Annotated in this window: 10 protein-coding genes, 1 tRNA gene and 2 pseudogenes; 7 read left to right on the top strand and 6 right to left on the bottom strand. The window is 49.7% G+C overall.

The annotated features are described in order from the left end of the window. Nucleotides 1-164: 164 nt before the first annotated feature. Both ACX9GV_RS17545 and ACX9GV_RS17540 read right to left on the bottom strand, forming a co-directional pair. Nucleotides 165-323 (bottom strand): annotated as a pseudogene (locus ACX9GV_RS17545) (integrase); the annotation flags it as partial. A 196-nt stretch (nt 324-519) separates the two neighbouring features. Beyond that, a tRNA-Sec gene (locus ACX9GV_RS17540) sits at nt 520-614 on the bottom strand. A gap of 173 nt (nt 615-787) precedes the next feature. On the opposite strand from ACX9GV_RS17540, the gene ACX9GV_RS17535 reads away from it, so the two are divergent. Continuing rightward, nucleotides 788-1,372, top strand: a complete 585-nt coding sequence (locus ACX9GV_RS17535; RefSeq protein ID WP_473196370.1) for a DJ-1/PfpI family protein — start codon at nt 788-790, stop codon at nt 1,370-1,372. A 211-nt stretch (nt 1,373-1,583) separates the two neighbouring features. On the opposite strand, the gene zapB is transcribed toward ACX9GV_RS17535, so the two are convergent. Beyond that, on the bottom strand, nt 1,584-1,823 hold the full coding sequence (gene zapB, locus ACX9GV_RS17530; RefSeq protein WP_023490694.1) for a cell division protein ZapB: 240 nt from the start codon (nt 1,821-1,823) through the stop codon (nt 1,584-1,586). 411 nt (nt 1,824-2,234) lie between these two features. Here zapB and glpK point away from each other — a divergent pair. The 3 genes and pseudogenes from glpK (at nt 2,235) to fpr (ending at nt 5,880) form a co-directional block, all read left to right on the top strand. Continuing rightward, nucleotides 2,235-3,742: pseudogene (glpK, locus tag ACX9GV_RS17525) on the top strand (glycerol kinase GlpK). A 145-nt stretch (nt 3,743-3,887) separates the two neighbouring features. Then, a complete protein-coding gene (glpX, locus tag ACX9GV_RS17520; protein WP_023490692.1) occupies nt 3,888-4,898 on the top strand; it encodes a class II fructose-bisphosphatase in 1,011 nt (336 codons plus the stop codon). A 235-nt stretch (nt 4,899-5,133) separates the two neighbouring features. Further along, the gene (fpr, locus tag ACX9GV_RS17515; RefSeq protein ID WP_023490691.1) at nt 5,134-5,880 is read left to right on the top strand and encodes a ferredoxin--NADP(+) reductase; all 747 of its coding nucleotides are present in this window, start codon (nt 5,134-5,136) and stop codon (nt 5,878-5,880) included. Between the two features lie 126 nt (nt 5,881-6,006). Here the strand turns inward: fpr and ACX9GV_RS17510 are convergent, their stop codons facing one another. Then, nucleotides 6,007-6,426: a DUF805 domain-containing protein gene (locus tag ACX9GV_RS17510; protein ID WP_473196369.1), complete on the bottom strand. Its 420-nt coding sequence runs from the start codon at nt 6,424-6,426 to the stop codon at nt 6,007-6,009. Nucleotides 6,427-6,605: 179 nt separating this feature from the next. Between ACX9GV_RS17510 and ACX9GV_RS17505 the strand changes: the two genes are divergently transcribed. Both ACX9GV_RS17505 and tpiA read left to right on the top strand, forming a co-directional pair. Next, the gene (locus ACX9GV_RS17505; protein WP_473196368.1) at nt 6,606-7,202 is read left to right on the top strand and encodes a DUF1454 family protein; all 597 of its coding nucleotides are present in this window, start codon (nt 6,606-6,608) and stop codon (nt 7,200-7,202) included. A 143-nt stretch (nt 7,203-7,345) separates the two neighbouring features. Further along, on the top strand, nt 7,346-8,113 hold the full coding sequence (gene tpiA, locus ACX9GV_RS17500) for a triose-phosphate isomerase (RefSeq protein WP_023490688.1): 768 nt from the start codon (nt 7,346-7,348) through the stop codon (nt 8,111-8,113). Nucleotides 8,114-8,167: 54 nt separating this feature from the next. Here the strand turns inward: tpiA and ACX9GV_RS17495 are convergent, their stop codons facing one another. Together ACX9GV_RS17495 and narL are read right to left on the bottom strand one after the other, a co-directional pair. Next, nucleotides 8,168-9,151, bottom strand: coding sequence for a sulfate ABC transporter substrate-binding protein (locus tag ACX9GV_RS17495; RefSeq protein ID WP_473196367.1), 984 nt, complete (start codon nt 9,149-9,151; stop codon nt 8,168-8,170). 287 nt (nt 9,152-9,438) lie between these two features. After that, a complete protein-coding gene (gene narL, locus ACX9GV_RS17490) occupies nt 9,439-10,086 on the bottom strand; it encodes a two-component system response regulator NarL (protein ID WP_473196366.1) in 648 nt (215 codons plus the stop codon). 332 nt (nt 10,087-10,418) lie between these two features. Here narL and ACX9GV_RS17485 point away from each other — a divergent pair, with 332 nt between their 5' ends. Next, a complete protein-coding gene (locus tag ACX9GV_RS17485; protein ID WP_473196365.1) occupies nt 10,419-11,861 on the top strand; it encodes a NarK family nitrate/nitrite MFS transporter in 1,443 nt (480 codons plus the stop codon). Nucleotides 11,862-11,953 lie beyond the last annotated feature (92 nt).

Raw genomic sequence — 11,953 nt, 5'->3', positions numbered from 1 at the left:
ACCTTTACATCATCAATTACATACCTTACTCGGCCTGCGCTGCCACCAGTCTTATCAGTGGAACCAGGGCCATTCTCGGTCTTAAAAAAACAAGTCCCGTTAAAACCAACAGCACCAGCATCACTGCCAGTGCTGTTGGTCTAGTTCAGAAAAACCACTTCAACCTAAGCTCGACGCCCAAACTCCCCATGTACCACATTCCCATCACGTTCCAGGTTATCCATATAGTCCGCATACCACTGCAGCATTTCACGCCTGCCATCCAGATACTTAGCATGGTCGTAGGTGCCACAAATATTGTTCTTATCCACGTGATCAAGCTGTGCGGCCTGGCTGTTTCAACTTATCGGGTTGTTAGCTTCTTTGGGGGCATATCAAAAATTGGGGCATCTTTTATGCCCCCAGAACATACTTTATTCTGATAGACATGAGTTGACACTAGAAGAAAAATAGTGGATTTACTTGTTTGTATTATAAGGGATTTATTGACTTTAGTGGCGTTCAGAAGGAGACACCGAATGGCGGAAGATCACAGGAGTCGAACCTGCCCAGGACCGCTGGCGGCCCCAACTGGATTTGAAGTCCAGCCGCCCCACCGGGGACGAAGATCTTCCTCTGCAAATCACAAGCAAGGGGCGATTATAGCGCGAATCCCACATCACGCTAAGGGGGAATTCATATTTCCGCGATCACCCTCTTACACTTCGCCTCTGCTACAACGGCTGGCCTTTTTATCTGCTAACCTAACTTAGTCTGGGGTATTTACCCGTCCATTGCTGGAGATGCTATGACCAAGAAAGTTGCCGTCCTGCTAAGCGAAGGATTTGAAGAGGCTGAGGCGGTTATCGTGATCGACGTGTTACGCCGTATGGATATCGAAGTGGAACTGCTGTCCTGTCAGGATCGGCTGGAGCTCCGCAGCTACCACCAGATGCGTATGTTCGCTGATGCGCTGCTAGAACGCCGCAAAAGCCAACTGTACGACGCCGTGGTGATCCCCGGTGGGCCCAAAGCAACCATCGAAATGGCAGAAAATGCCTTGGCTGTGGAGTTTATCCGCCGTCATGACCAGGCTGCCAAATTGATCTGCCCATTGAGCTCTGCCGCTGCGCTGGTGCTGGCCGCCAACGGGATGCTGAGAGGCCGCCGTTATGTCTGTTCCGACGGTCTGCATCTGGAAATCGAAGATGGGACCTACGTGGCTGAAAAAGTTGTAGAAGATGGCAACTTAATCAGCGGCCAGGGTTTGGGGGCAGCGTTTGATTTTGCCTTGACCATCGGCTATCGGCTGACTGGCGACCCTGTTACCACGCAGGAGCAAGCCACACATATCTATCACGAAAACTGGCAAGTGCCACTCGCAGCGTATTAATCAATACCGCTGATAATCAGGCGCGGCACAATTAACGCTTTCCGGTCTGGCACCGGGAACGAAAATTGTTACCGCGCTTTCTGTTTTTTATTGGGCCCAATGCTGGGTATCAACAACCATCAATAGCCCAAAAACAAAACGGGAAAATACCCATCAGCATGGCTGACCGGCATTCCCCCGCAGACTCATTTGTCACTCAAAACAACAGTGATCAAACCTCGTCCATTTTACCCAGCAAGGCACGCAGGCGCTCTTGCCATACATGCTGCTCTTCTTTTAGCTGCTGGTTTTCACGCGTTAAGGCTTCATGCTGACCCGCAGAGTGCTGAACTTCTTGAGACAGAGAACTGTTTTTCTCTTTCAGTTCTTCAATTTCCATCTGCAACAACGTGATGGTATCGATTGCCTGCTGAACTTTTACTTCCAGTTTTTCAAATACTTCAAATGACATTCTTTAGTCCTCTCATATATAGCAAGGCATAGATCTATACCTGTCGTCCATCAAGCTACAGGAAAATCGGCTCCACTTGCTCGGATTTACTTAAATTGACACCGTTACTGCCCACCTGCAGCTTGAAAAAACTCGATTATAATAAGTATCATTATCACTTCAGTGGTAGATACTTGCGCGACGAGACTGCCACAATAATCGCTGTCACCACTCAAGTGGCAATAAAACCATCAGTTTGAGTGAATTTGGCTATAGAGCAGGCGTGGGTCCCGAGAACACGCTTGTTTCAATAAAATCAATTGTAAGTAGCTGGCCCCTTACTGTCTATAGCCACAGTTTTTAGGCAGACCAGTCAGGACAAAACCAAGCCGTAATGGATACGCTAACGGTTAATGACCGCAGGATGAATTTATGACAACTGAAAAAAAATATATTGTTGCTCTCGATCAGGGTACCACCAGCTCACGTGCTGTGGTGCTTGATCACGATGCGAATATTGTCGCGGTCTCACAGCGTGAATTCACACAAATCTACCCCAAGGCCGGCTGGGTGGAACATGACCCAATGGAAATCTGGTCATCTCAGAGCTCAACGCTGGTTGAAGTACTGGCCAAAGCCGATATCAGCTCTGATCAAATCGCCGCTATTGGTCTCACCAACCAGCGCGAAACCACTATCGTGTGGGAAAAAGAGACCGGTAAGCCGATTTATAACGCCATTGTCTGGCAGTGCCGCCGTACTGCCGAGATCTGCGAAAAACTCAAACAGGGCGGTCTGGAAGCGTATATTCGCCAGAATACCGGCTTGGTGATTGACCCCTACTTTTCTGGGACCAAGGTCAAATGGATCCTCGACCATGTGGAGGGTGCCCGCGAACGTGCCAAGCGCGGTGAGTTGCTGTTCGGCACCGTTGATACTTGGCTGGTATGGAAGATGACCCAAGGGCAGGTGCATGTTACCGACTACACTAACGCCTCTCGCACCATGCTATTCAATATCCATACGCTGGACTGGGATGACCATATGCTTAAAGTGCTGGGTATTCCGCGAGCCATGCTGCCAAAAGTGCGTTCCTCTTCTGAAATCTTTGGCCAGACCAATATTGGGGGGAAGGGGGAACTCGTATCCCGATTGCAGGTATTGCTGGCGACCAACAAGCGGCGCTCTATGGTCAACTCTGCGTCCACGCGGGGATGGCGAAAAACACCTATGGGACCGGCTGTTTCCTGCTGATGCATACCGGTGACAAGGCGGTGCAATCCCAACATAGCCTGCTGACCACCATCGCCTGTGGCCCACGAGGTGAGGTGAACTACGCACTGGAAGGGGCCGTTTTTGTTGGCGGTGCCTCTATTCAATGGTTGCGTGATGAAATGAAATTAATCAGCGATGCTGCCGATTCAGAATACTTCGCCACCAAGGTAGCCGACAGCAACGGTGTTTATGTGGTCCCCGCCTTTACCGGGCTCGGTGCCCCTTATTGGGACCCCTATGCGCGTGGCGCTATTTTCGGCCTGACCCGTGGGGTGAACAGTAACCACATTATCCGCGCCACCCTGGAATCTATCGCTTACCAGACCCGTGATGTGCTTGATGCCATGCAGGCCGATGCCAATACCAGCCTAAAAGCCTTACGCGTGGATGGCGGGGCGGTTGCCAATAATTTCCTGATGCAGTTCCAGGCGGATATTCTGGGAACCTGCGTTGAACGCCCTGAAGTGCGTGAAGTTACTGCATTGGGGGCGGCGTATCTGGCGGGGCTAGCCATTGGCTACTGGAATGACCTGGATGAAGTGAAGGGCAAAGCGGCTATTGAGAAACGATTCCACCCTGGGATTGAAACCAGCGCGCGTAACTTACTTTATCGCGGTTGGCAAAAAGCCGTTGCCCGCGCGCAAGCCTGGGAAGATCACGACTGATTAATCGGTGTTATGTTGATGGTCATTCAAGTGGTCACGCTAACCGCTTGAATGGCCATCGTTACATTTGTCTCCCCCTGCTAGCGTTGCTCTGTGATAAACTTCGCCGAAATTTTCCTTCCTTTTATCCAGTAACGGGTTTGCCATGAAACGTGAATTAGCCATCGAATTTTCCCGCGTTACCGAAGCCGCCGCTCTAGCGGGTTATAAATGGCTGGGGCGCGGCGATAAAAATGCCGCCGACGGTGCTGCGGTGAACGCCATGCGTATTATGCTCAACAGAGTTGATATCGATGGCCAGATTGTGATCGGCGAAGGTGAAATTGATGAAGCGCCGATGCTGTATATCGGCGAGAAAGTGGGTACTGGATTGGGGGACGGGGTCGATATTGCTGTTGATCCTATCGAAGGGACCCGAATGACCGCCATGGGGCAGTCTAACGCATTAGCGGTATTGGCGGTGGGCGATCGGGGCTCCTTCCTGCATGCACCGGATATGTATATGGAAAAACTGGTGGTTGGCCCACAAGCTCGGGGGGTTATCGACCTCAACCTGCCTTTAGCCACCAACCTGCACAATATCGCCGACCGTCTTGGTAAACCGCTATCAGAGCTCACCGTCATTACCTTGGCAAAGCCACGCCATGATGAGGTGATCATGCAAATGCAACAGCTTGGGGTGAAAGTGTTCGCCATTCCTGATGGGGATGTTGCAGCCTCCATCTTGACCTGTATGCCAGAAAGCGAAGTGGATGTGATGTACGGCATTGGCGGCGCACCGGAAGGGGTTATTTCTGCCGCCGTGATCCGCGCACTGGATGGCGATATGCAAGCCCGCTTGCTGGCGCGCCATCAGGTAAAAGGCGACAACGAAGAAAACCGCCGTATTGGTGAGCAGGAGCTGGCTCGTTGTCAGCAAATGGGTATCGAAGCGGGTAAGGTCTTGCTGTTGGATGATATGGCGCGCACTGATAATGTGATCTTTGCTGCCACTGGTATCACCAAAGGTGACTTGCTGGACGGTATTAGCCGCAAGGGGAATATCGCCACCACTGAAACCCTGCTGATTCGCGGTAAATCACGCACTATCCGCCGCATCCGCTCCACCCATTATCTGGACCGTAAAGACAGCTCGCTGCATCCCTTCTTGCTGTAGTTATTAAACGATCAGCATGAAACGATCAGTATTAAATGCTCAGCATTGAACGATCAGCATTAAACGCTCAGCCGATGGCCCTGAATTAAATTGAACTGAAGTGGCTGGTAAAGCCACTTTGGGCTCAAGTCCGCTGAGCGTTATCACCCTCACCATCACATGCATAAATTACACTGTACGTCACAGTCTTATCAGATAGACTTTAAGTGAATCAAACCACAGGAGCATGAAAGATATGGCTGAATGGGTTAATGGCAAAGTAATAGAGGTTCAGCACTGGACGGAGACATTGTTCAGCATCACCCTCAATGCCCCAATCAACAGTTTCACTGCGGGGCAATTTGCCAAACTGGCGCTGGATGTCGATGGTGAACGGGTGCAGCGTGCTTATTCTTATGTCAACGCGCCCGACAACCCCAACCTGGAGTTCTATCTGGTCATGGTACCGGATGGGAAACTGAGCCCGAAACTGCAACAACTGCGCCCTGGGGATGACGTGCAGGTGACCCAAGAGGCCGCCGGGTTCTTTGTACTGGAAGAAGTCCCCACCTGTGACACCTTATGGATGCTGGCAACCGGCACCGCGATTGGCCCTTATTTGTCGATCCTACGGGAAGGGAAGGACCTGGAGCGGTTTAATAACCTGGTACTGATCCATGCGGCCCGCAGGGCCAGTGACCTCAGTTACCTGCCGTTAATGCAGCAACTTCAGCAGCACTATAATGGCAAACTGCGTATTCAAACCGTGGTCAGCCGTGAAGACGTTGCCGGTTCTCTGTGTGGGCGCATCCCGGCATTGTTGGAAAACGGTCAGTTAGAAGCGGCTGTCGGCCTAACCATTGATGCCGAAACCAGCCATGTGATGCTGTGTGGCAACCCGCAAATGGTAAGAGATACCCAGCAAACGCTAAAAGATCACCGCCAGATGCGCAAACATCTACGGCGCAAGCCTGGGCATATTACCAGCGAGCACTATTGGTAACTTATACCCATCGTCAATGAAGCTGCAGCGGTGTTGGCTGTTCTCGTTCACCCGAATCACTTACCTATGTAAGCTCATCGGGATTCGCTCGTTTGCCGCCTACCTGCAGTTTGATTGAGCTTGAGTCTAGCGGAATTTTACCGGTTCGGCCTCAGGGCCAAACCGGTTGTCCCCTTCGGTACCCACAAAGGTCCCCAGGTCGATCAACATCATCACCGTAATCAGTGTCGGAATAAAACGCCCCACTCCCCACTGCCAAATCGGTGCCAGCATCTGCCAATTACCCATCGCCAGCAGCCAGGCCAACACCAGCAACAAGGCCCACCAACCCTTTTTATTGCGGTCATGCAGGCGTTTGACTAGCACCGCCGCCGTCGGCCATAGCAGTGCGACGATAAAGAAAGCGATGGTTTGGATCGCCACCACCTGGTAGTTGGCCAGCGAGAAGGCGGCGGCCATCAATACCAGCCAAACCCCCATCCACAACCAGAAACCTCGCCGCCCAATACGGCCATTAAATGAAAAACACCACTGTTGTAACGTCATTGAATCATGCTCTCTTGAGCTGCCGATAGTCTGCCGCGCAGTGTAGCATAGGCAATTTCCCCCTGCAGAACAGCAACCCAAGTGGTGATTTTCCATCCGCAAACATTCATCTTGCCGCTTGAAAGACGATGGATATATGGTTTTAATCAGTGTCACCTTGGTCATTAGTGCGACACACCATGCTGAAAAAGTTCATCATCATTATTTGCCTGTTCTTGGGGATCAGCCATGCTTGGGGGGCACCGCAAAATGCCGCGCCCTCGGAACCGCAGAGCGCCCCCTATCTGCAGGCGGGGGCGCCAACCTTTGATGTGACGGTGGTTCGGTTCCGCGAAAAATACAACCGTGACAACCCAAAGCTGCCCCTCAGTGAATTTCGGGTTATTGCCTCCAAAAAGGATTCCCCTTTACTCACCCGTGCCGCCAGTAAGATTAATGAAAACCTCTACGCCTCTACGGCGCTGGAAAAGGGCACCGGTAAAATCAAGACCATGCAAATCACTCATTTGCTATTACAAGGCAATGAAGAAAAAGCCGCTCGGGCCATTGCCGTTAACTACATGGCTGCGCTGATGCGCCAGTTTGAAACCGCGCTGACAGTGGGGGAAAGCATCGTCAAAGTGAACAACTTGCTGGAAAAGGGTAAAGGGTCGTACTTTTATCAGCAACAGGTTGGGGCAATTCGCTACGTGGTCGCTGATGATGGCGATAAAGGGATTACTTTCGCTGTTGAACCGATTAAGCTGAGGTTATCTGAGGCCGATGTACCCCATTAATGCATTCGTCGTCATGGAAATTGCAAAGGTGTTGACTAGCCTCATGCCATTTGTATGACGACAAGTATATACTGCTGCACAGGTAAACTGCCTGCCCGGCAGTTGTTTTTAGACTTTAGCGTCCCCTTCTTGGAGAAATACACATGCGTCATCCATTAGTTATGGGTAACTGGAAGCTTAACGGCAGCGTTCATATGGTTAACGAACTGATCGCCGCCCTGCGTAAAGAATTGAGCAGTGTTGAGGGTTGTGATGTCGCTATTGCGCCACCAGTTATGTATCTGGATCTTGCCAAGCACGCGCTGGGCGGTAGCCGTATCGCTTTAGGTGCACAAAACGTTGATATCAACCTCTCCGGCGCGTTCACTGGCGAAGTTTCTGCCAACATGTTGAAGGATGTTGGTGCACAATACATCATCATCGGTCACTCAGAGCGTCGTACTTATCACAAAGAAACAGATGCGCAGATCGCTGAGAAATTTGCCGTGCTCAAAGCTGCGGGTTTGATCCCTGTGCTGTGCATCGGTGAAACCGAAGCCGAGAACGAAGCGGGTAAAACCGAAGAAGTGTGCGCTCGCCAAATCGATGCGGTGTTAAAAACCCAAGGTGCAGAAGCGTTTAAAGGCACTGTTATCGCTTATGAACCTGTGTGGGCGATCGGCACCGGCAAATCTGCAACACCTGCGCAAGCTCAGGCAGTACATAAATTTATCCGTGACCACATTGCCAAGCAAGATGCGGCGGTGGCGGCTGAAGTGATTATTCAGTACGGTGGTTCGGTCAATGATAAAAATGCCGCAGAATTGTTTGGTCAACCAGACATCGACGGCGCGCTGGTGGGTGGTGCATCACTGAAAGCAGACGCTTTCGCCGTGATCGTTAAAGCCGCTGCCGCAGCGAAAAAAGCCTGATTTCCTTCAGTATGAATAACCCCGGTTTGCCGGGGTTATTGCGGAAACCCACCCTCAGCGTTTGCTGATTTCATCAAATATGCCACCTGTGGCAAAGTGTACTTTCTGCGCCTCTGCCCAACCGCCAAACGTGTCATCTATGGTGAACAATTTCAGCGTCGGAAACTGTTGCGTGAATTTTTCTGCCACCTCAGCATTTCGCGGGCGATAGTAATTTTTTGCCGCAATGGTCTGCCCTTGCGTTGAATAGAGGTAGGTCAGGTAAGCCGTGGCCAAATCACGCGAGCCACGTTTATCCACCACCCGATCCACCACCGATACCGTAGGCTCTGCCAGAATCGATTCGCTGGGGGTAATCACCTCAAACTTGTCTTTACCCAACTGTTTGGCTGCCATCAGGGCTTCATTTTCCCAAGCGATCAGCACATCACCCATATTGCGCTCAACAAAGGTGTTGGTGGCTCCACGGGCGCCAGCATCCAAGACTTCCACATTGCGGTACAGTTGTTTCACGAATTCCTGCGCCTTGGCGGTATCCCCGTGATTATGGTGCAGGGCATAGCCCCAAGCCGCCAGATAATTCCAACGAGCACCCCCAGAGGTTTTAGGGTTCGGGGTAATAATCGCCACCCCAGGCTTAACCAGATCCCCCCAATCCTGGATCTGTTTTGGGTTGCCCTTACGGACCAGGAAGACAATGGTCGAAGTATAAGGGGCCGAGTTATCAGGCAGCCGTTTGATCCACGCTTTATCAATATGCCCACGTTCCGCAATGGCATCCACATCATAAGCCAACGCCAGGGTGACCACGTCCGCGTCAATACCATTGATCACCGAGGTAGCCTGCTTGCCAGACCCCCCGTGTGATTGGCGCACCTTGACTTTATCTCCTGTCTTCTGCTGCCAATATTGAGCAAATGCCGTGTTATATTCCTGATAGAACTCACGTGTTGGATCATATGAAACATTCAGCAGTTGAATATCTTTAGCCATGGCACCCGATGCCAGTAGCAGTATAGTCAGACCCCACTTATGCATTGCTCATTTCTCCGCAAGAAAATGATTCGCCTCAGCAGGTAAGCGAGCATCAGACATTATCCCTTCGGATAAGCGCGCTTGTTACCTGCAACTTGATTGAACTTAGGTACAGAGCCTGCCAGAAAATACGCTAGCGATTAAAGAATAAAAAATTTCCTACTAGACCATTCTGGAATATATCAATCAGGAAAAGTGTCGGCTGCGGGAGATGAGGCGGTTTATATTCGTCATACCTGAATTAGCTTGAAAATAAAAAAGCCCCAAAAAACTGGTCTAATACCAGTCAGTTAAGTTTTACTTTGGACAACCCAAACTGCGGCTTCAACACGTGACTTTAATTTCATTTTTTTTAGAAGATGTTTGACATGAACCTTGACTGTACTGTCGGTAATCAATAACTTCTTAGCGATCAATTTATTCGATAGCCCTTTCCCGATAAGTTGCAAGACATCTTGCTCACGTGAGGTTAGTGTATTGATATCGCGTTCAGCATCAGTGCTATTTTCACGCAAATTACTCGCTAGTATCGACATCAAAGTATCACTGATAACCATCTGTCCAGCTGCCGCATCATACAGCGCCACTAACAAATTCTCAGGATCCATATCCTTTAACAAATAACCATCAGCACCGCGCTTTAGCACACTGATGACATCCTCTTGATGGTTAGAAACAGTAAATATCACAATTCGGCCAGATAGAGGTTGTTGGCGTAATTTATCCAAAGTTTCCAAACCATTCATACCCGGCATATTCAAATCCAGAATGATTAGGTCAGGATCAAGGCTGGTTGCCAGCACAATACCTTCTGCTCCATTACAGGCCTCACCTACAACGGATAGCCCCGGAGCTATGCTAATTAATTGTTTAATACCGTTTCTTAGCATCGGGTGATCATCAATCAGCAAGATGGTAGCAGCGTCTTGTTCACTCATCAAAAATCCCTGTGGCTGAAGGAGGGGAATACCCTACAATAGGAAGATTAAGAGATATTCTTCATCATCTAGAGCCATTACCACATAACCAATAGGGAGTACTCCCTAATAGCCTGTGGGCAGAATACTGCACACAGATAAAAAAAAAGCAGTGCCAATTAAATGAAAATACGTCATATTTTGCGAAAATAGCACTACCTACAAATGATATATGGGTATTGGTGGCTAAAAGTTAACCTCACTTCCTCTTGATGTAAATCAAATTTTAAACGGTCTCTGGTGCCTAATGTGGCACGTTGCTTCCGTTTATGATCACTCTGATTGAGGTTTGTATGTCGCACTCTTCGTCTCCTCTAACCAATTCATCTTCTTCAGCTATTCCGGCAAAACTACCCGGAGGGCGGTCAATACAACAGTGGCATCCTGAAGATCCGCAATTCTGGCAACAAGTGGGACAGCATGTTGCCCGCAGGAATCTGTGGATTTCAGTTCCTGCGCTACTACTCAGCTTCTGTGTCTGGATGTTATTCAGTGCCGTCGCGGTGAATCTGAATAAAGTGGGTTTTAAATTCTCTACCGACCAATTATTTATGCTGACAGCCTTACCTTCCGTTTCGGGTGCATTGTTACGAATCCCTTACTCGTTTGTTATTCCGGTATTTGGTGGGCGCCGCTGGACCGCTATCAGTACGCTGTTTCTGATTGTTCCCTGCTTATGGTTAGGTATCACGGTACAAGACAGCACGACCTCGTATGGAACATTTGTATTGATCTCATTACTGTGTGGTTTCGCTGGAGCGAACTTTGCATCCAGTATGGCCAATATCAGTTTCTTCTTTCCGAAAGCGAAGCAGGGAGGAGCTCTGGGTATCAATGGGGGATTAGGTAATCTCGGTGTCAGTGTCATGCAACTTATCGCTCCTATTGCGATTTCGGTTGGGGTATTCAGCACCTTTGCGGGAGGTGGCTATCCTCAGGCTGATGGCAGCCAACTGTGGTTGCAAAATTCCGCCTATATTTGGATCCCATTCTTGCTAATTTTCAGTGTAATGGCCTGGTTTGGCATGAATGACCTATCAACTTCGAAAGCCTCAATCGCCCAACAGTTACCTGTTCTAAAACGTGGACATCTGTGGATTTTATCGGTGCTATATCTGGCAACATTTGGATCATTCATTGGCTTCTCTGCCGGTTTTGCCATGTTGGCAAAAACACAATTTCCTGACGTTAGCATTCTGCATTACGCCTTCTTCGGTCCTTTACTCGGGGCATTAGCGCGTCCGATGGGCGGGGGACTGTCAGATCGCTTTGGCGGTATTCGCGTCACCCTAGTTAATTTTATTCTGATGGCAATATTTGCAGCTTTGCTCTTCTTGGCCTTACCAAGTGCGACCTCTAGCGGCTCGTTCTTCGCCTTTTTTGGCATCTTTATGATGTTGTTCCTGACTGCAGGGTTGGGCAGTGGGTCGACGTTTCAGATGATAGCGGTGATTTTCCGCAAACTGACTATCGATAGGGTGCTCAAAGCAGGTGGTAGTGATGAACAGGCGCAGCACGATGCTGTACGAGAGTCCGCGGCGGCATTGGGCTTTATCTCCGCTATTGGTGCCATCGGTGGTTTCTTTATCCCCAAGTCATTTGGTACGTCGTTAGCTTTGACCGGGTCACCGACCGGCGCAATGAAAATCTTCGTGGTTTTTTATGTGGTCTGCGTATTGATCACCTGGTGTGTGTATGGTCGAAAACTCAACAAGGGAATGGCGACAAAAAAGTAAAATTAATCAGGATGATAAAAAATTTAGCCACCATATTGAGCAATGTCAGTCCTCTTATAAAAATGAGCAGGGTCATTATGCCCTTAATCAGG

The sequence above is a fragment of the Serratia sp. 25CWL12 genome (genome assembly GCF_055790885.1).
The sequence above is the reverse complement of the archived record's forward strand: the minus strand, read 5'-3'. Positions and strand labels throughout refer to the sequence as shown.

Excerpts from the sequence above, each read along its gene's own strand:
- ACX9GV_RS17535 (WP_473196370.1), top strand. The coding sequence starts at position 788 with ATGACCAAGAAAGTTGCCGTCCTGCTAAGCGAAGGATTTGAAGAGGCT.
- zapB (WP_023490694.1), bottom strand. The coding sequence starts at position 1,823 with ATGTCATTTGAAGTATTTGAAAAACTGGAAGTAAAAGTTCAGCAGGCA.
- glpX (WP_023490692.1), top strand. The coding sequence starts at position 3,888 with ATGAAACGTGAATTAGCCATCGAATTTTCCCGCGTTACCGAAGCCGCC.
- fpr (WP_023490691.1), top strand. The coding sequence starts at position 5,134 with ATGGCTGAATGGGTTAATGGCAAAGTAATAGAGGTTCAGCACTGGACG.
- ACX9GV_RS17510 (WP_473196369.1), bottom strand. The coding sequence starts at position 6,426 with ATGACGTTACAACAGTGGTGTTTTTCATTTAATGGCCGTATTGGGCGG.
- ACX9GV_RS17505 (WP_473196368.1), top strand. The coding sequence starts at position 6,606 with ATGCTGAAAAAGTTCATCATCATTATTTGCCTGTTCTTGGGGATCAGC.
- tpiA (WP_023490688.1), top strand. The coding sequence starts at position 7,346 with ATGCGTCATCCATTAGTTATGGGTAACTGGAAGCTTAACGGCAGCGTT.
- ACX9GV_RS17495 (WP_473196367.1), bottom strand. The coding sequence starts at position 9,151 with ATGCATAAGTGGGGTCTGACTATACTGCTACTGGCATCGGGTGCCATG.
- narL (WP_473196366.1), bottom strand. The coding sequence starts at position 10,086 with ATGAGTGAACAAGACGCTGCTACCATCTTGCTGATTGATGATCACCCG.
- ACX9GV_RS17485 (WP_473196365.1), top strand. The coding sequence starts at position 10,419 with ATGTCGCACTCTTCGTCTCCTCTAACCAATTCATCTTCTTCAGCTATT.